14 protein-coding genes are annotated in these 17,534 nt (G+C 67.9%); 3 read left to right on the top strand and 11 right to left on the bottom strand.

Translation table 11 applies throughout. The features are described from left to right. Positions 1–122 precede the first annotated feature (122 nt). Together DID98_RS06165 and DID98_RS06170 are read right to left on the bottom strand one after the other, a co-directional pair. Positions 123–1,547, bottom strand: coding sequence for a flagellar hook-length control protein FliK (locus DID98_RS06165; protein ID WP_124520071.1), 1,425 nt, complete (start codon positions 1,545–1,547; stop codon positions 123–125). Between the two features lie 104 nt (positions 1,548–1,651). After that, entirely contained in the window at positions 1,652–2,350 is a 699-nt protein-coding gene (locus DID98_RS06170) for an MgtC/SapB family protein (protein ID WP_124486076.1), read from the bottom strand. 114 nt (positions 2,351–2,464) lie between these two features. On the opposite strand from DID98_RS06170, the gene DID98_RS06175 reads away from it, so the two are divergent. After that, on the top strand, positions 2,465–3,574 hold the full coding sequence (locus DID98_RS06175; protein ID WP_124520073.1) for an AGE family epimerase/isomerase: 1,110 nt from the start codon (positions 2,465–2,467) through the stop codon (positions 3,572–3,574). Here the strand turns inward: DID98_RS06175 and DID98_RS06180 are convergent. Then, positions 3,547–5,175 (bottom strand): methyl-accepting chemotaxis protein, encoded by a 1,629-nt coding sequence (locus DID98_RS06180; protein WP_124520075.1) that lies wholly within the window; start codon positions 5,173–5,175, stop codon positions 3,547–3,549. The two genes, DID98_RS06175 and DID98_RS06180, sit on opposite strands and share 28 nt — an antisense overlap. A gap of 269 nt (positions 5,176–5,444) precedes the next feature. Between DID98_RS06180 and DID98_RS06185 the strand changes: the two genes are divergently transcribed. Continuing rightward, positions 5,445–5,888 (top strand): PaaI family thioesterase, encoded by a 444-nt coding sequence (locus DID98_RS06185; RefSeq protein ID WP_044845017.1) that lies wholly within the window; start codon positions 5,445–5,447, stop codon positions 5,886–5,888. A gap of 31 nt (positions 5,889–5,919) precedes the next feature. Here DID98_RS06185 and DID98_RS06190 read toward each other — a convergent pair whose 3' ends face one another. The 8 genes from DID98_RS06190 to prpB all read right to left on the bottom strand — a co-directional run bounded on the left by DID98_RS06190 (position 5,920) and on the right by prpB (position 15,345). Then, positions 5,920–6,627 (bottom strand): hypothetical protein, encoded by a 708-nt coding sequence (locus tag DID98_RS06190; RefSeq protein WP_124520077.1) that lies wholly within the window; start codon positions 6,625–6,627, stop codon positions 5,920–5,922. Beyond that, positions 6,624–6,995, bottom strand: coding sequence for a hypothetical protein (locus DID98_RS06195; protein ID WP_260426215.1), 372 nt, complete (start codon positions 6,993–6,995; stop codon positions 6,624–6,626). The genes DID98_RS06190 and DID98_RS06195 overlap by 4 nt, the downstream gene beginning before the upstream one ends. Next, entirely contained in the window at positions 6,992–7,669 is a 678-nt protein-coding gene (locus DID98_RS06200) for a PAAR domain-containing protein (protein ID WP_124520079.1), read from the bottom strand. The genes DID98_RS06195 and DID98_RS06200 overlap by 4 nt, the downstream gene beginning before the upstream one ends. Positions 7,670–7,848: 179 nt before the next feature. After that, positions 7,849–8,898 (bottom strand): CaiB/BaiF CoA-transferase family protein, encoded by a 1,050-nt coding sequence (locus tag DID98_RS06205; protein ID WP_124520081.1) that lies wholly within the window; start codon positions 8,896–8,898, stop codon positions 7,849–7,851. A gap of 370 nt (positions 8,899–9,268) precedes the next feature. After that, positions 9,269–10,459: a 2-methylaconitate cis-trans isomerase PrpF gene (prpF, locus tag DID98_RS06210; protein WP_124520083.1), complete on the bottom strand. Its 1,191-nt coding sequence runs from the start codon at positions 10,457–10,459 to the stop codon at positions 9,269–9,271. 26 nt (positions 10,460–10,485) lie between these two features. Continuing rightward, entirely contained in the window at positions 10,486–13,080 is a 2,595-nt protein-coding gene (acnD, locus tag DID98_RS06215) for a Fe/S-dependent 2-methylisocitrate dehydratase AcnD (RefSeq protein ID WP_124520085.1), read from the bottom strand. Positions 13,081–13,161: 81 nt separating this feature from the next. Then, positions 13,162–14,334 (bottom strand): 2-methylcitrate synthase, encoded by a 1,173-nt coding sequence (gene prpC / locus DID98_RS06220; RefSeq protein ID WP_044845011.1) that lies wholly within the window; start codon positions 14,332–14,334, stop codon positions 13,162–13,164. A 117-nt stretch (positions 14,335–14,451) separates the two neighbouring features. Further along, a complete protein-coding gene (prpB, locus tag DID98_RS06225) occupies positions 14,452–15,345 on the bottom strand; it encodes a methylisocitrate lyase (RefSeq protein ID WP_044845010.1) in 894 nt (297 codons plus the stop codon). Positions 15,346–15,515: 170 nt separating this feature from the next. Here prpB and prpR point away from each other — a divergent pair, with 170 nt between their 5' ends. Beyond that, positions 15,516–17,504 (top strand): propionate catabolism operon regulatory protein PrpR, encoded by a 1,989-nt coding sequence (prpR, locus tag DID98_RS06230; protein ID WP_124520087.1) that lies wholly within the window; start codon positions 15,516–15,518, stop codon positions 17,502–17,504. Positions 17,505–17,534: the final 30 nt, after the last annotated feature.

The following is a 17,534-nucleotide window of genomic DNA, read 5'->3' on the forward strand; positions in this document are numbered from 1 at the left end:
AAGGGTTTTCCCTGAACTCTGCCAGCGCGCCGCATCAGTTTGCCGCACCCGTGCAACCGCCAACGGTCGGTCTCCCGCGACGCGCCTTGCCAGGCCGGGGTTTGCAGGTAGGGTCGGACGATTTAGTGCGTTCGACGCACGCGCTTCGCGGCCGCCGCCTCGCGGTTCGCATTGCGTTGCAGCCGGTCGACCTGTGACAGCATCGCTTCGTGGTGTTCCGCGAGCGTCATCAGCGTTGCCTGCTGCGTCGACAGATCGGCAGCCAGCCGGTCGATCCGCTGTTGCCGGGCATCCAGTTCCTGCTTCAGGTGCGCAATCTGCCGTGTTTGCAGCACCAGCGCGGTGAGCCCCGCGAACACGACGATCGCCAGTGCCAGCAGCAGCCGGTTGACGCGACGCATCTCGCGATCGGCCGCCTGCTTCATGCCGGCCGTGTCGGCCTGCAGGGTGGCGAGCCGATCCGACAGCGGGCGCAGATGCGTGTCGGGATCGAAGGCTGGCCCGCTCGACGCGGCCGGTTGCGCGCGATCCGCCGACGGCTTCGTCACGAACGACGCCGCGGACGCCACCGGCTGCACGACCGGCGAGGCCGGCGCTGCGGCTGCTCGCGCAGCATCACGGGTACTCGCGGCAATCGCGGCAGCGACCGGCCCGGCCGGTTCGGCGGTCGCTTGCGGTTCGGCGGACGGCGGAGTGTGCTGCGCCGGAGGCACCTCCGCCCCGGCGCCGACAGCCGCTGCTTCCGGCACACTACGCACCGCTGGCGCTGCCGCTTCGCGCGTGCCGGCAGTCGCACGTCGCTTGCCGCCGGAGGATGCGCGACGCCCCTTCGTGGTCTCACCGGGCGCCCGCGCCGCGTCATCGCGTGTGACCGGCACGGCGGCACCTTCGGCCTCCCCGCCCGCTTTCACGAGACGATCGGCGATGGCCGCATCGACCGCACCACCCACCGCATCGGCATTCGCGGTCGAACGATCGGCGCTCGTCCCGGCCGCGCCGCCGGCTTCCGACACGCTGCCGGCCTTCATCTGGCCGCCGCCCGTTGCCGGCTCACCAGCTGCGCGCGCGCCGCCACCATCGGACAGCCGCGCCCCGCCGGGCTTCGTCGTGTCGGCAGCGGGCGCGGGCACGACATCGGCACCGACCGCATCGCCGTTTCCACGCGTCGAAGCAGGCTCCGTCGTCGTCGCGACGTCGGGAGCCGGATCGACCGCATCGGCAGCGGCGCCCGACGTGGCGAATCCATCCAGCGTCGCCTGCCGAGCGGCGTCCTCGCCGTCCACAACGGCGGCCACCGTCTCGGCGTCCGCCACCGCGTCATCACGCGAGACGGCCGGCGCACGCGCAGCCGGCTCGCGCACCGGATCGCCGAACAGGTCGAGCGTGTGTTCGTCCCGCGGCGCATCGCCGCCCGCGTTGCCGGACCGCGCGGTTGCCTTGGCGGCGGTGTCTGCCGCGGCCGCGACGGAACGCGGGCGCGAACGGGCCGATGAACGGTCGGAGCGGGAATGGGAACGGGAGCGAGGCACGGAAACGGATTCGGTCATGGAGTCGGATTGCAGGCCCGCGAGCGCGGAACCGAAGGTCGAACGGAATCAGTGACCGGCCATTGTCGCATGACCGATCGCCGATCCGGCCGATCGGATGCCGTCTATTCGTCGCCCGGCACGCCGCCGCCTTGCTCGAATCGCGTCACGCACGACAGCCCGCGCAGCTTGTCGCAGATCGCGCGGTATTCGAGATCCGACACGCGCCCGAGCGCGATGCGCACCTCATCGTGCTCGCCCGTGTCGTCGGCGCGCTGCACGATGAATTGCTTCACGCGCGCGCTGTCGGGGCCGAGCGCCGCGTGCAGCGAATCGAACGTCAGCGCGCCGCTCACCACCGTCAGCGCGAGCTGGCGCCGCTGCCGCACCGTGAAGTAGCGCCGCTCGAGCGGCTTGATGCCGGCCAGGATGATCAGGATGATGAGCGTCGCGGCAATCGCCGCGACGTACAGGCCACCGCCCACCGCGAGGCCGATCGCGGCGACCGACCACAGGCTCGCGGCCGTCGTCAGCCCGCGCACGATCTCGCCGCGCAGCAGGATCGAGCCCGCGCCGAGAAAACCGATCCCCGATACCACCTGCGCGGCGATCCGCGACGGATCGAGCACGACGTGGTCGCTGCTGCCCAGCACATCGGCGAAACCGAATGCCGATACGATCATGATGAGCGTCGAGCCGACACAGACCAGCATGTGCGTGCGCAGGCCGGCCGCCCAGGAAAGGCGCTCGCGCTCGATGCCGATGACGCTGCCGAGCGCAGCCGCGAGAACCAGCCGCATCACGAGTTCCAGGTTGCCGAGCATCCGATTTCTCTCCTTTTTTGGCGTCGGCCGCGCGGAATGTTTTATCCTTGGCCCCGGCCGCGCCGATCCTCCGGGCCGCGCCGACACGTTTCGATCCAAGCGCATAACCCCGTCATGTCCGTTTCCGACTCCGCTTCCGCCCAGGCCGCCCAGCTGCGCCGTCATTTCGCGCACGTCGTCTTGCCGATCTGGCAGGGTTCAGGGTTCGACCACACGCTGCGGCTACCGTTCGAGGCCGTCGACCCGGCCAGCCATGCACCGCTGCCCGTCACCCGTTATCGCGCCATGGCCTGCGCGCGGCAGCTGTTCGTGTTCGCGCAGGCCGGCAACATCGCGCACGCGGCCACGCTGTTCGATTCGCTGTGCGGCCGCTTCCGCGACCCGCGCCACGGCGGCTGGTTCTACAGCGTCGACGCGCAAGGCGCGCCGCTCGACACGACCAAGGACCTCTATACGCACGCGTTCGTCGTGTTCGCGTGTGCCGCGTGGCATGCGGCGTCGGGCGACGCCGCGGCACGCGCGGCCGCCGAGGACACCGCCGCGCTGATCCAGGACCGCTTCGCGCCGCAGCCGGGCGACGCGCTGCTCGACGCCGCGCGTCACGCCGATTTCTCGTCGTCGGGCAGCGGCGCGCTGCAAAACCCGCTGATGCACCTGACCGAAGCGTGGCTCGCGGCCGCCGATGCGTTCGGCGACGCGGCGTTCGACGATGCGCTCGCGCGCACCGCGCAGGCCGTCGAACGCACGTTCGTCGATACCGCGACCGGCTGCGTCGCCGAGCTGCCGCTCGGGGCGGCCGACAACCGCTTCGAGCCCGGCCATCAGTTCGAGTGGTTCTATCTGGTCGACGCGGCCGGCGCGCGCCTCGCGCAAACCGGGCTGCCCGGCGCACTCGCGCGCGCGTTCGCGTTCGCCGAGCAGCACGGGGTCGATCCGCAGACGGGCGCCGTGTGCGCGGCGGTCGACGCACGAGGCGCATGCCTCGACGGCACGCAGCGGATCTGGGCGCAGACCGAATACCTGCGCGCACTCGCGACGCACGGCGGCACGCCGGCGTCCGCGCCGCTCGCGCGGCAGATCGAGTGCTTCGCCGCGCGCTTCCTGCATCCGCGCGGCTGGTTCGAGTGCAAGACGGCCGACGGGCAGGTGTCGCGCGCCGACATGCCGTCGACGACGCCCTACCACCTCGCGACCGCTTACGCGGCGCTGCCCGCCGTTTCGTAACCGGCGTCGGCCGGCGACGGCGACCCGCGCTCGTGGCGAACCCCGCGAGCCGCGCGCGCGTCGCCCAGTTCGAACACCGACACCGCCTGCATCAGGTGCGCGGTCTGGTCGTTCAGCGACGCGGCCGCCGCCGCGACTTCCTCCACCAGTGCCGCGTTCTGCTGTGTCAGCTGGTCCATTTGCGTGACGGCCTGGTTGACCTGCTCGATGCCGACGGTCTGCTCGACCGACGCGGCCGTGATCTCCGACATCGTCTGCACGACCCGCGTGATCGACGCCGAAACCGTCCGCATCGCGTCGCCGGCCCGTTCGACGAGTTCCGAGCCGCCGTCGATCTGCGCGACCGACTCCTCGATCAGCGCCTTGATCTCCTTCGCCGATTGCGCGCTGCGCTGCGCGAGCGAGCGCACTTCGCCCGCGACCACCGCGAAGCCGCGGCCCTGCTCGCCGGCCCGCGCGGCTTCGACCGCCGCGTTCAGCGCGAGGATGTTGGTCTGGAAGGCGATGCCGTCGATCACCGAAATGATCTCCGCGATCCGCCCGGAGCTCTGGGCGATGCCGCGCATCCGGTCGATCACGCTGTCGACCACGCCGCCGCCGTGGCGCGTCGCGTCGAGCGCCGCGTCGGCCAGCGCGCTGGCCGCACGTGCGCTGTCGGTGTTCTGGCGCACCGTCGCGGTCAGTTCCTCCATGCTCGCGGCGGTTTCCTCGAGCGACGCAGCCTGCGTGCCCGTGCGCGCGGACAGGTCCGCGTTGCCGCCGGCGATCTCGCCCGCGCCGAGGTGGATCGCGTCGGACGCGTGACGCACGGTGCGCACGGTGTCCGCGATGCTCGCCTGCATCGCGGCGAGGCCGCGCAGCATCCGGTCGATCTCGAACACGCCACCCGCCCGCACGGCTTCGTCGAGCCGGCCCTGCGCGATCCGCTCGAAATGGCGGCCGGCTTCGTCCAGCGGCGCGACCACCGCGCGCCGCGCGGCCGCGTAAATGGCCGCGCTCGCCGCGAGCATCGCCACGAGCAGCACGATGCCGACCCACTTGAACCACTGCATCCCGCTGTCGATCGTGGCGAGCGCGTCGCGGCTCGACGCGCCGCCGTAGTCGGCGAAGCGGTGCAGTTCGGCGAGGTACGCGTCCTGGAAGCCTTGGGTCGGCTGGTCGAGGAACGCCTGGATGTTGTCGGCATCGAGGAACTGCACGAGTTCGCCCAGCGCGCCGCGCAGCGCGCGATAGCGCTCGGCGAGCGCGGCGACGCGCGCGCGGTTCGTCGCGTCGACGGCCTGTGCGGCCGTCAGCGCGGCGAACGCCTTGTCCGCTTCGCCGAGCGAAGCGCTGGCATGACGGATGATCTCGTCGGGCTTCGGGCCGCCGCGCACCATCCGCGTGCCGGCGCGCGACAGGTTCACGCGGGCGTCGAGCAGGCGCTCGGTCGCCTGGCTGGCCGCGTCGACCTGCGCGATCGCGACGTTCGACAGATCGTCGACGCCGCTGCGCGTCGACGCGAGCGCCCAGAAGCCGAGCGCCTCGATCGCGAACAGAAAGAGGCAAAACACGGTCAACACGCCGAGCAGACCCGACGCGAGCTTGATTTTTCCGAACATGGGGGAGATTCCTGGAGAGCCGACGATGGAGCAATGCCCCGGCATTAGCGGCATTTCTTCGTCGGACTTTAGGAACATCCGGCGAGAGGCGCCCGGCCAGTGCCCGCCATTCCCGTCGAATCGCCGGCAAACGAGGACAACGCGCGCGTTCGACGCAATCATCACGTCGCATCGCGCCGGCATCTGCGCGAAATGCGGACGAATTTCCTTGCTTATCCGCGGCCCCCTTCCTAGAGTTCAGCGCAAGCGGACACGCATTGGGGAAGTCGATGACGGACATCACGGACCACGCGCGCGGCGCATTGCGCGCGCAACCGTTCAGCATGCTGCTGGGCACGGAGCTGATGCATATCGGCGACAACGAAGTGTCGCTGTGCCTGCCCGTGCGGGAAGAACTGCGGCAGCAGCACGGCTTCGTGCACGGCGGCGTGATCGGCTATCTCGCCGACAACGCGCTGACGTTCGCCGGCGCGCTGGTGCTCGGCCCGCGCGTCATCACCGCCGAATACAAGATCAACTACCTGCGGCCGGCCGTGAACGGCACGCTCGTTGCGCGCGCGAAGGTCGTCTACGCGGGCCGGCACCAGGCGACCTGCCAGTGTCATGTGTTCGTCATCGACGGCGATCACGAACGGCTCGTCGCAATCGCGCAAGGCACGATCAACCGCGTCGGCGACGGCAAGATGCCGGATGCGCGGGAGGAAACGGCGTAAGGCAGATTCGTCGGCGAATCGTTCGGCTGTCTTATTGCTCGCCCTGAACCGAAAATTGAAATGGAATCTCGGGACGCGTAAATCGAAGCCGCACCTCGTTCAGGGCCGGAACAAAGCGCCGCTTTTCAAACGTGTAGTACGAAATTAATAGGCCGAGACGGGTCTCTTGTGCATCATCGAACAGATAGCTGTTCTTCGGAAATGCAAGCAATCCGGCCTTTGTTGCCAATACGGCCCGACAGGACGAAAGCAGACTCGGCAAATGAAGAAATGCCGCGCTTTTTCTAAACTCGAACGGGTTGGTCAGCAAGTAGATTTGGCGATGGCGGCCAGATTCACCAGACCCGCTGCTGTTTCCCTCCACACAGAGAGCCGACGGACGATGGTCCGCGGCTCCAGTAAAAAATATGCTCGCGCTTCCGGGGTAGATATCCACCGGATGTTCACCAGGGAAAGTCGTTGCGTTCGAAAAGCGATAGATCCTGCCGCCAATCGATATCTGGCGCTCCGCTACTGTGACGTGTACCGTCTTCCCGTCCAAGTCGATTTGAAAATCCTGGTATACGCCTCCATTGCCGCGATCGGAATATAGAAAGCTTGCGCGTTGCTGGACTGGACTGCCAAACAATGCACTCGATTGGGCCGCATAGAACTCGTCATAGCTGTCGTAGATCGTAGCGCCATGAGCGCTCCTTGCGAAGGCAACCAGGATTGCCACCAAGGTCATTGCGGGTTTCATCGGTATGCTTTTCCTCCGCTCGCCTTCAGATAGTCGGGATTGTGCTTCCAAAATACCGTATCCCCGTGCGCGGCTGTCGAAACCCACACCGAATCGTAACGCCCGCGCTCACCCCCATCGACGATCTTCCCGGTCCTTTTATTGCGGATTTTCCATCGAACGATGACCTCGCGCCGCTTCTCCGGCACGCCAAAAATGTTGTCCGATTGCGAACCCCATTTGAAGCCATCACGAACCTTGGGATGGTTTCCGTAATTGGTTTTGAAGTCCAGGCCGTCCCACCAAAATGCCCCATTCGAGGGGTCCAATCCTTCCGTAATGCTCGCACTGCCACCCTGATCGCCCTTCGCAAGGAAATAGCGGATCACGCGACGTCTCCTGGGCGTGCCGTAGTCGAACGCTTCACCAGCGTGAAGGTAAAGGCGGATACGAGACCCTCGCGCTCCGGGCTGTCCGTAATGATGTCGCCGTTATCGAGTTCGCTTCCGACAAAAGCCAGCGGCTCGAAGTCACGGTTATCCGCCAGGGCAAGACCGCTTACGATTCGCGCGGTCGAACCGTCCGCATAGTGGACCTGATTACCCACGATACCAGCCTTGCCAAGCCGGACACCGGTGTTCCAGGCACAGGTAGCGTTGCGCAGCACGCCACCTCGCGCAGTCGTTGCGCCTCGCACCGCGAGCCGGTGGCGCGGCGGCTCAGGCGAAGGCACATAAGCCGCATCGAACAAGCCTTCGACCGTCTCACCCGCCGGAACATGAATGCCCCATAACCGCTGAAGTGTTTCGACGATACGATCGCCATTGCTCAATCGGCTACCTACCAGTGCAAATGGCCTTTCTCGGCAAACCGCATAATTGCCCGCACCGTCGGTAATGACTGCCTCACTGCCATCCTCGTACGTGACGACATCGCCAACCCGGGCAACAGCAAGCCCAGCGACAGCAAGGCCGCTGCTAGCTTGGGTCACACGACCACCGCGCTCAGTGAGCGCTCCGATGGTGGCGAAAAGATAAGTCGGCGCGCTCTGCTCGTTCTTCATCTGGATCTCCTTTCTCGACGAATGGATAAGGATTGTTCGACGCAAAAATTTGCGTGATCGAGAAAGGAAAAACAATCAGACGAATTCGAAACTCCTACCGACAACGAGGATTATTTTTTTCTGTCTCAATACCTCGATGCGGTCGGCATTATCCGAGATATATCCGACTTGGGATGCGCTTAAGCTTCATCGCCCGTCAACGGCAGAAAACGTGGCGCCACGCGCGCCCGAACGTTGCCGCTCGCATCGGTACGATAGATCCCGCGCGCCGCATTGTGCGGATGCTCCAGCGCGTCGGCCACGCTCAGCACCGGCGCAAAGCATGCGTCCGTCCCTTCGAGCAGCGCGCGCCAGTGCGCGGACGGCTGCTGTGCGAACACCTCCGCGAAACGCACCTTCAGCGCCGGCCAGCGCGCGCGATCGTACTGCGACGCCGGATCGACATCGCTCAAACCGAGCCGCTCGACCAGCAACGCATAGAACGGCGGCTCGAGCGCGCCGATCGTCACGCATTCGCCGTCCTCGCAGCGATACACGTCGTAGAACGGCGCATCGTGGAAGAGGCTCGGCTGCGCGCCATCGAGCTGCCCGTTCGCGCGTGCCCACAACGCGAGCGAGCCGAGCATCGACACGATGTCGACGATCGCGCCGTCGACCACGCGCCCCGGGCCGCCGCCGCGCACGTCGAACAGCGCGCAGACGATCCCGAACGCGAGCCCGAGCGCGCCGCCCGCATCGCCGACGACGGTCGGCGGCACGCCGGGCCGGCCGTCGCGCGGTGCCGACAGCGACAGCAGCCCCGTCAGCGCGACGTAGTTCAGGTCGTGCCCGGCGGCCGTCGCGAGCGGTCCGTCCTGGCCCCAGCCCGTCATGCGTCCATACACGAGCTTCGGGTTGTGGCGCGCGCAATCGTCGGGCCCGAGGCCGAGGCGTTCCATCACGCCGGGACGCAGGCCCTCGATCAGCGCGTCGGCCTGCGCGATCAGCGCGAGCGCCGCGTCGCGGCCCGCCGGCGTCTTCAGATCGAGTTCGACGATCGTCTTGCCTTCGCGCAGCAGGTCGCCGTCGCGGCCCTGCAGCGCGTCCGGTGCGCTGGTGCGGCCGGCCGGACGCGCGATCAGCGTGATGCGCGCGCCCATCCCGGCGAGCATCCAGCCCGCGAGCGGGCCGGGGCCGAGGCCTTCGAATTCGACGATGTGGACGCCGGAAAGCGGCGCATCAAGCGACATGCGATTCTCCTGTCGATCCACGTTAGCGCTTTAGCGCTTACGTGGATCCCATGCTTCGCGGTCGATCCACGTTAGCGCTTTAGCGCTTACGTGGTCCCATGCTTCGCGGTCGATCCGCGTTAGCGCTTTAGTGCTCACGTGGGTCCCACGCTTTGGGATCGATCTGCGATGACTCACGCCAGCTCGGATCCGTGCATCACGACCGGAGTGCGCTTCCGCGCACCGGTACGGTCACCGATCCCACGCGTTGAATAGCGAATTGCCTTCGTCACGCATGCGCCAAACGAAAAAATCCCTGCGCAGCGGGCCCGCTTCGCAGGGATCGGTCCGGTTCAGCGCTGCAGGGTTGCACGCACGAACCGCGGCATGCTCAGAACGCATCCCCCGGCACCCGCACCCAGCCTTCCATCAGCACGCGCGCGCTGCGGCTCATGATCGCCTTCGTGACGGTCCATTCGCCGTTCTCGAGCTGCGCTTCCGCGCCGACGCGCAGCGTGCCCGACGGATGCCCGAAGCGCACCGCATTACGCTCACCGCCGCCCGCCGCAAGGTTGACGAGCGTGCCGGGGATCGCCGCGGCCGTGCCGATCGCGACCGCCGCCGTGCCCATCATCGCGTGGTGCAGCTTGCCCATCGACATCGCCCGCACCAGCAGGTCGACGTCGCCCGCATTCACGCGCTTGCCGCTCGACGCGACATAGTCGGCCGGCTTCGCGACGAACGCGACCTTCGGCGTGTGCTGCCGCGTCGCGATCTCGTCGAGCGTATCGATCAGGCCCATGCGCAGCGCGCCGTGCGCGCGGATCGTCTCGAACTTCTCGAGCGCCTTCGGGTTGCCGTTGATCGCGTCCTGCAGCTCGGTGCCCGTATAGCCGATCGCCTCTGCGTCGACGAAGATGGTCGGAATCCCCGCGTTGATCATCGTCGCCTTCAGCGTGCCGATGCCCGGCACGGCGAGGTCGTCGACGAGGTTGCCGGTCGGGAACATCGAGCCGCCCGCGCCCTCTTCGTCGGCGGCCGGGTCCATGAACTCGAGCTGCACTTCGGCGGCCGGGAACGTGACGCCGTCCAGCTCGAAGTCGCCCGTCTCCTGCACCGCGCCGTTCGTGACCGGCACGTGCGCGACGATCGTCTTGCCGATGTTCGCCTGCCAGATCCGCACTGTCGCGACGCCGTCGCGCGGCACGCGCGACGCATCGACGAGGCCGCCGCTGATCGCGAACGGGCCGACCGCCGCCGACAGGTTGCCGCAGTTGCCGGTCCAGTCGACGAACGCGCGGTCGATCGCGACCTGCCCGAACAGGTAGTCGACATCATGCCCCGGCCGCGTGCTCTTCGACACGATCACCGTCTTGCTGGTGGACGACGTCGCGCCGCCCATCCCGTCGATCTGCTTGCCGTACGGATCGGGGCTGCCGATCACGCGCAAGAGCAGCGCGTCGCGCGCGGCGCCCGGCGCCTGCGCGGCGTCCGGCAGGTCCTGCAGCCGGAAGAACACGCCCTTGCTGGTGCCGCCGCGCATGTAGGTCGCGGGAATCCTGATTTGAGGAATGTGAGCCATGTTTGCGTTGTCCCTGTATGACCCGGTCAAGCCGCCTGCGACGATTCGAGGAAGTCCTGCGCGAAACGCTGCAGCACGCCGCCCGCGTCGTAGATCGACACTTCCTCGGCCGTATCGAGCCGGCACGTCACCGGCACCTCGACGCGCTCGCCGTTCTTGCGGTGAATCACCAGCGTGAGATCGGCACGCGGCGTACGCTCGCCGATCACGTCGAAGGTCTCGGTGCCGTCGATGCCGAGCGTCGTGCGGTTCGTGCCCGGCTTGAACTCGAGCGGCAGCACGCCCATCCCGATCAGGTTCGTGCGGTGGATCCGCTCGAAGCCTTCGGCGACGATCGCCTCGACGCCCGCGAGCCGCACGCCCTTCGCGGCCCAGTCGCGCGACGAGCCCTGGCCGTAGTCGGCGCCCGCGATCACGATCAGCGGCTGCTTGCGATTCATGTACGTCTCGATCGCTTCCCACATCCGCATGACCTTGCCTTCCGGCTCGACGCGCGCGAGCGAGCCCTTCTTCACCGCGCCGTCGACGACCGCCATCTCGTTGATCAGCGTCGGGTTCGCGAAGGTCGCGCGCTGCGCGGTCAGGTGGTCTCCCCGGTGCGTCGCGTACGAGTTGAAGTCTTCTTCGGGCAGGCCCATCTTCGCGAGGTATTCGCCGGCCGCGCTGTTCGCGAGGATCGCGTTCGACGGCGACAGGTGATCGGTCGTGATATTGTCGCCGAGCACCGCGAGCGGGCGCATGCCCTTGAGCGTGCGCTCGCCGGCCAGCGCGCCTTCCCAGTACGGCGGGCGGCGGATGTACGTGCTCTGCGCGCGCCAGTCGTACAGCGGCGCCGCGCGCTCGCCCGCATCGGCCGCGCGCGCGAACATCGGTTCGTAGACCTTGCGGAACTGCTCGGGTTTCACGCTCGACGCGACGATCGCGTCGATTTCCTCGTCGGTCGGCCAGATGTCCTTCAGCGTGACGGGCTTGCCGTCCTGGTCGTGGCCCAGCACGTCCTTCTCGATGTCGAACCGGATCGTGCCGGCGATCGCATACGCGACGACGAGCGGCGGCGACGCGAGGAACGCCTGCTTCGCATACGGATGGATGCGGCCGTCGAAGTTGCGGTTGCCGGACAGCACGGCCGTCGCGTACAGGTCGCGATCGACGATCTCCTGCTGGATCTTCGGGTCGAGCGCGCCCGACATCCCGTTGCAGGTCGTGCACGCGAACGCGACGATGCCGAAGCCGAGCTTCTCGAGTTCGGGCAGCAGGTTCGCTTCTTCGAGGTACAGCTCGACCGCCTTCGAGCCCGGCGCGAGCGAGCTCTTCACCCACGGCTTGCGCGTGAGGCCCTTCGCGTTCGCGTTGCGGGCGAGCAAGGCCGCGGCGATCACGTTGCGCGGGTTGCTGGTGTTCGTGCAGCTCGTGATCGCGGCGATGATCACCGCGCCGTCGGGCATCTCGCCCGCCTTTTCTTCCCATTGGCCGGCGATCCCGCGCGCGGCGAGATCGGACGTCGGCAGCCGCTTGTGCGGGTTCGACGGGCCGGCCATGTTGCGCACGACGCTCGACAAGTCGAACGTCAGCGTGCGCTCGTATTGCGCGTTGGCGAGCGTATCGGCCCACAGGCCGGCTGCCTTCGCGTAGGTCTCGACCAGCTTCACCTGCTCGTCGCTGCGTCCGGTGAGGCGCAGGTAGTCGGTCGTCTGGCCGTCGATGAAGAACATCGCGGCCGTCGCGCCATATTCGGGCGCCATGTTCGAGATCGTCGCGCGGTCGCCGAGCGTGAGGCTCGCGGCGCCTTCGCCACGAAATTCCAGATACGCACCGACCACCTTTTCCTTGCGCAGAAACTCGGTCAGCGCGAGCACCACGTCGGTCGCGGTGATGCCGGGCTGGCGCTTGCCGGTCAGCTCGACGCCGACGATGTCGGGCAGGCGCATCCACGATGCGCGGCCGAGCATCACGTTCTCGGCCTCCAGCCCGCCCACGCCGATCGCGATCACGCCGAGCGCGTCGACGTGCGGCGTGTGGCTGTCGGTGCCGACGCAGGTGTCCGGGAACGCGACGCCGTCCTGCGCCTGGATCACCGGCGACATCTTCTCGAGGTTGATCTGGTGCATGATGCCGTTGCCCGGCGGGATCACGTCGACGTTCTCGAACGACCGCTTGGTCCATTCGATGAAGTGGAAGCGATCCTCGTTGCGGCGATCCTCGATCGCGCGGTTCTTCGCGAACGCGTCCGGATCGAAGCCGCCGCACTCGACGGCGAGCGAGTGGTCGACGATCAGCTGCACGGGCACGACCGGGTTCACCTTGGCCGGGTCGCCGCCGCGCTCGGCGATCGCGTCGCGCAGGCCCGCGAGGTCGACGAGCGCCGTCTGGCCGAGGATGTCGTGGCACACCACGCGCGCCGGGAACCACGGGAAGTCGCGTTCGCGCTTGCGCTCGATGATCTGCTTCAGCGAATCGGCGAGGATCGCCGGATCGCAGCGGCGCACGAGGTTTTCGGCGAGCACGCGCGACGTGTACGGCAGCGTGTCGTATGCGCCGGGAGCGATCGCTTCGACCGCGGCACGCGCGTCGAAGTAGTCCAGCGACGTGCCGGGCAGGGGTTTGCGGTTGGCGGTATTCATGATGTGGGGCGGAATTCGGGGTAAGACGTTGCGCGCGCGCCGGCGGCCCGCATCACGGGCGCCGGCGCGCGCGGCCGAAGATCAGCGCTTCTCGATCGGCACGAACTGCAGGTCTTCCGGACCCGTGTAGTTCGCGCTCGGGCGGATGATCTTGTTGTCGACGCGCTGCTCGATGATGTGCGCGCTCCAGCCGGACGTGCGCGAGATCACGAACAGCGGCGTGAACATCGCGGTCGGCACGCCCATCATGTGATACGACACCGCGCTGAACCAGTCGAGGTTCGGGAACATCTTCTTCGCGTCCCACATCACCGATTCCAGGCGCTCGGCGATGCTGTACAGCTTCAGGTCGCCCGCTTCCTTCGACAGCTTGTGCGCGACGCCCTTGATCACCTTGTTGCGCGGATCGGAGATCGTGTAGACCGGGTGGCCGAAACCGATCACGACTTCCTTGTTCTCGACGCGGCGGCGGATGTCGGCTTCGGCGTCGTCCGGCGAGCTGTAGCGGCTCTGGATTTCGTACGCGACTTCGTTCGCGCCACCGTGCTTCGGACCGCGCAGCGCGCCGATCGCGCCGGTGATCGCCGAGTAGATGTCCGAACCCGTGCCCGCGATCACGCGGCCGGTGAACGTCGACGCGTTGAACTCGTGCTCCGCGTACAGGATCAGCGACGTGTGCATCGCGTCGACCCACGACTTCGACGGCGTCTTGCCGTGCAGCAGGTGCAGGAAGTGGCCGCCGATCGAGTCGTCGTCGGTTTCCGTCTCGATGCGCTTGCCGTTGTGCGAGAAGTGATACCAGTAAAGCAGCATCGAGCCGAGCGACGCCATCAGGCGGTCGGCGATGTCGCGCGCGCCCGGCAGGTTGTGATCGTCCTTCTCCGGCAGCACGGTGCCGAGCACCGACACGCCGGTGCGCATCACGTCCATCGGATGAGCCGACGCCGGGATCTGCTCGAGCGCGGCCTTCAGCGCGCTCGGCAGGCCGCGCAGCGCGCGCAGCTTGGTCTTGTATGCGGCGAGTTCGGTCAGGTTCGGCAGCGTGCCGTGCACGAGCAGGTGCGCGATTTCCTCGAATTCGCACGATTCGGCGACGTCGAGAATGTCGTAGCCGCGATAGTGCAGGTCGTTGCCGGTCTTGCCGACCGTGCACAGCGCCGTGTTGCCGGCCGTCACGCCCGACAGCGCCACCGACTTCTTCGGCTTGAATGCGCCTGCGGCGGCCGGTGCTGCTGCGTCTTTCGTCTCGCTCATGTTTCCGTTCTCCAATGGGTATCTGGGGTGTCACGTCGGCCGGGCGCGGCGCTCGTGCGCGCGGCCCGGCTTCATGCAAAAGCGTTCCGGGAACCGTGTCCCGGCGCGCGGGCCGCGTTACTTCTTGCCCTGCGCGAACAGTTCGTCGAGCTTCTGCTCGTACGCGTGATAGCCGAGGAAGTCGTACAGCTCGGCGCGGGTCTGCATGGTCGGCACCGCCGCCTTCTGCGTGCCGTCGCGGCGCAGCGTCTCGTAGAAATTCAGCGCGGCCTTGTTCATCGCGCGATACGCGCCGCAGCAGTACAGCGCGATGTCGACGTTCGCCTCGCGCAGCTCGTCGAGTGTGAACAGCGGCGTCGAGCCGAACTCGGTCAGGTTCGCGAGGATCGGCACCTTCACCGCGGCCTTGAAGCGGCGATAGTCGTCGAGCGTCTTCATCGCTTCCGGGAAGATCATGTCCGCGCCGGCTTCCACGTAGGCGATCGCGCGCTCGATCGCGGCGTCGATCCCTTCTGCAGCGGCCGCGTCGGTGCGGGCCATGATCACGAACTGGTCGTCGGTGCGCGCGTCGACCGCGGCCTTCACGCGATCGACCATTTCGTCGGTCGGCACGACTTCCTTGCCCGGACGGTGGCCGCAACGCTTCTGGCCGACCTGGTCCTCGAGGTGCACGGCTGCGACACCGGCCTTGATGAACGAACGGACCGTGCGCGCGATGTTGAACGCGCCGCCCCAGCCCGTATCGATGTCGACGAGCAGCGGCAGGTCGGTCGCGTTGGTGATCCGGTTCGCGTCGATGAGCACGTCTTCCATCGTGCTGATGCCGAGATCGGGAATGCCGAGCGAATTCGCGGCGACGCCGCCGCCCGACAGGTACACGGCCTTGAAGCCGACGGCCTGCGCCATCTTGGCTGCGTACGCGGTGATCGCGCCGACCACCTGCAGCGGCTGCTCGGCCGCGACTGCCGCGCGGAATTTCGCGCCGGCGCTCTGAAGATGCGTGTTGCTCATGAACGGCCTCCTGAAGGAATGACCATGAACAGCAAGGACCGGGCCAGCTCGTGAATCGGGGCTAACCCACTGATTCTTAAGCAACCGGCACGGGCGAGGCAGCGCCCGATGATTTCATTTCAGCAATTTCATGTTTCAAAAATGAAATCGCGCGCGCATAATCGGTCGCCATGGACCTCTCCTCGACCAAGCCCGTCGGCCCGGCCGACCGCACGGTGCGTCCGCGCATCTGGGCGATGGGCATCAGCCGCCTGCGCGACCTGTTTCGCGAGATCGCCGGCGAATTCGACGAACGCGCCGACGTGCGCATCGTCACGCGGGCGTACGAAGACGCATTGAGCGCGATCGCGGAGGCCGGCACCGCGCGCCCCGACGTGATCGTCGCGGCCGGCTCGAACGGCGGCTTCCTGAAAACGCGGGCGCAGGTGCCGGTCGTGGTCGTGTCGCCGACCGGCTTCGACGTGATGCAGGCGCTCGCGCGCGCGCGGCGCGACGCGTCGCGGATCGCGCTCGTCAGCGCCGGCGAGACGCCGCCCGAAGTGCGCCGCTTCGTCGCCGCCTACGGCCTCGACGTGCAGTTTGCGTCATATCAGTCCGCGCAGGAAGCGGAAGCCTGCGTGCACGACCTGCACGACCGCGGCATCGAGACGATCGTCGGCCCCGGCCTCGTCACCGATCTCGCGGCGAGCGCCGGCATGGGCGCGGTGTTCCTGTATTCGCACGCGTCGGTGCGCAAGGCGGTCGAGACGGCGCTCGAGGTCGCGTACGCGACGCACGCCGAGGCGTTTCGCCGCCAGCGGCTCGACAACCTGCTGCAGCACCTGCGCGACGGCGTGGTCGCGCTCGACGCGCGCGGCCGCGTCGAAGCCATCAACGAGCGGCTCGCGTCGGCGCTCGGGGTCGAACCCGCGGCGGCCGTCGGCCGCGCGCTCGTCGACCTGCGTCCGGAACTGCGCACGCTGCGCGGCGAGGACGGCGACGCGCTCGCGACCGTGCGCGGCGTGCGCTACGTCGTGCATCGCGGGCCGCTCGTCGATCGCGGCGTCACGTCGGGCAGCGTGCTGACGTTCCAGGAATCGCGCGCGGTCGAACGGCTCGACCGCGCGCTGCGTTCGCAGCCGAACACGCAGCAGTTCGCGGCGCGCTACACGCTCGACGACGTGGTCGGCGCGTCCGCGCCGATGGCGCGCGTGCGCGATCTCGTGCGCCGCTACGCGAAATCCGATGCGACCGTGCTCGTGCTCGGCGAAAGCGGCACCGGCAAGGAAATGATCGCGCAGAGCCTGCACGCGCTGTCGGTGCGGCGCAGCTATCCGTTCGTCGCGATCAACTGCGGCGCGTTTCCGGAGGCGCTGCTCGAGAGCGAGCTGTTCGGTTACGAGGAAGGCGCGTTCACCGGCGCGCGGCGCGGTGGCAAGACCGGGCTGTTCGAGGCCGCGCACCGCGGCACGCTGTTTCTCGACGAGATCGGCGAGATGCCGCCGTCGCTGCAAAGCCGGCTGCTGCGCGTGCTGCAGGAGCGCGAGGTGATCCGTCTCGGCTCGACCGAGCCGATCCGCATCGACGTGCGCGTGATCGCCGCGACGCACCGGCCGCTGCTCGCGGCCGTCGAGGCCGGCACGTTCCGCGCGGACCTGTATTACCGGCTCAACATCCTGAACGTCGGCCTGCCGCCGCTGCGCGAGCGCGCCGCCGACATTCCGGCGCTCGCGGCCACGCTGCTCGTGCAGGCCGCGCGGCGCGAGCCGCGGCTGGCCGAACGCGTGCGCGAGGCCGACGATGCGATGCGCGTGCTCGGCGCGACGCAGGCGACGCTCGCGCGCTACCGCTGGCCCGGCAACGTGCGGGAACTGCAGAACGTGATCGAGCGGATCGCGGTGGAACTGGCCGAGGAGGTCGACGAGCACGATCCGGGCGCCGCGTGCGCGGCACTCGCGCCCGATGCGCTGCAGGCGATCGCACCCGAGCTGTTCGCGGCGCCGCCCGATGCGGCCGATGCCGACGCCACCGACGCGCAGACGCTCCACGCGCGCCGCCGTCGCGCAGAAGCCGACGAGATCCGCGCGGCGCTCGATGCGTGCGGCGGCGATCGCGATCGCGCGTGCGCGATGCTCGGCATCAGCAAGACGACGCTGTGGCGGAAGCTGTCGGCGAAATAGGTTCGGGCGGGATGGGCGCGATCGACGGGT

Source organism: Burkholderia sp. Bp8984 (assembly GCF_003853755.1).
GTDB lineage: Bacteria > Pseudomonadota > Gammaproteobacteria > Burkholderiales > Burkholderiaceae > Burkholderia.

Coding starts and splice junctions, on each gene's coding strand:
- DID98_RS06200 (WP_124520079.1), bottom strand. CDS start 7,669: ATGAAGAACGAGCAGAGCGCGCCGACTTATCTTTTCGCCACCATCGGA.
- DID98_RS06170 (WP_124486076.1), bottom strand. CDS start 2,350: ATGCTCGGCAACCTGGAACTCGTGATGCGGCTGGTTCTCGCGGCTGCG.
- DID98_RS06175 (WP_124520073.1), top strand. CDS start 2,465: ATGTCCGTTTCCGACTCCGCTTCCGCCCAGGCCGCCCAGCTGCGCCGT.
- prpF (WP_124520083.1), bottom strand. CDS start 10,459: ATGGCTCACATTCCTCAAATCAGGATTCCCGCGACCTACATGCGCGGC.
- DID98_RS06185 (WP_044845017.1), top strand. CDS start 5,445: ATGACGGACATCACGGACCACGCGCGCGGCGCATTGCGCGCGCAACCG.
- prpC (WP_044845011.1), bottom strand. CDS start 14,334: ATGAGCGAGACGAAAGACGCAGCAGCACCGGCCGCCGCAGGCGCATTC.
- DID98_RS06180 (WP_124520075.1), bottom strand. CDS start 5,175: ATGTTCGGAAAAATCAAGCTCGCGTCGGGTCTGCTCGGCGTGTTGACC.
- DID98_RS06205 (WP_124520081.1), bottom strand. CDS start 8,898: ATGTCGCTTGATGCGCCGCTTTCCGGCGTCCACATCGTCGAATTCGAA.
- acnD (WP_124520085.1), bottom strand. CDS start 13,080: ATGAATACCGCCAACCGCAAACCCCTGCCCGGCACGTCGCTGGACTAC.
- prpR (WP_124520087.1), top strand. CDS start 15,516: ATGGACCTCTCCTCGACCAAGCCCGTCGGCCCGGCCGACCGCACGGTG.
- prpB (WP_044845010.1), bottom strand. CDS start 15,345: ATGAGCAACACGCATCTTCAGAGCGCCGGCGCGAAATTCCGCGCGGCA.
- DID98_RS06165 (WP_124520071.1), bottom strand. CDS start 1,547: ATGACCGAATCCGTTTCCGTGCCTCGCTCCCGTTCCCATTCCCGCTCC.
- DID98_RS06190 (WP_124520077.1), bottom strand. CDS start 6,627: ATGAAACCCGCAATGACCTTGGTGGCAATCCTGGTTGCCTTCGCAAGG.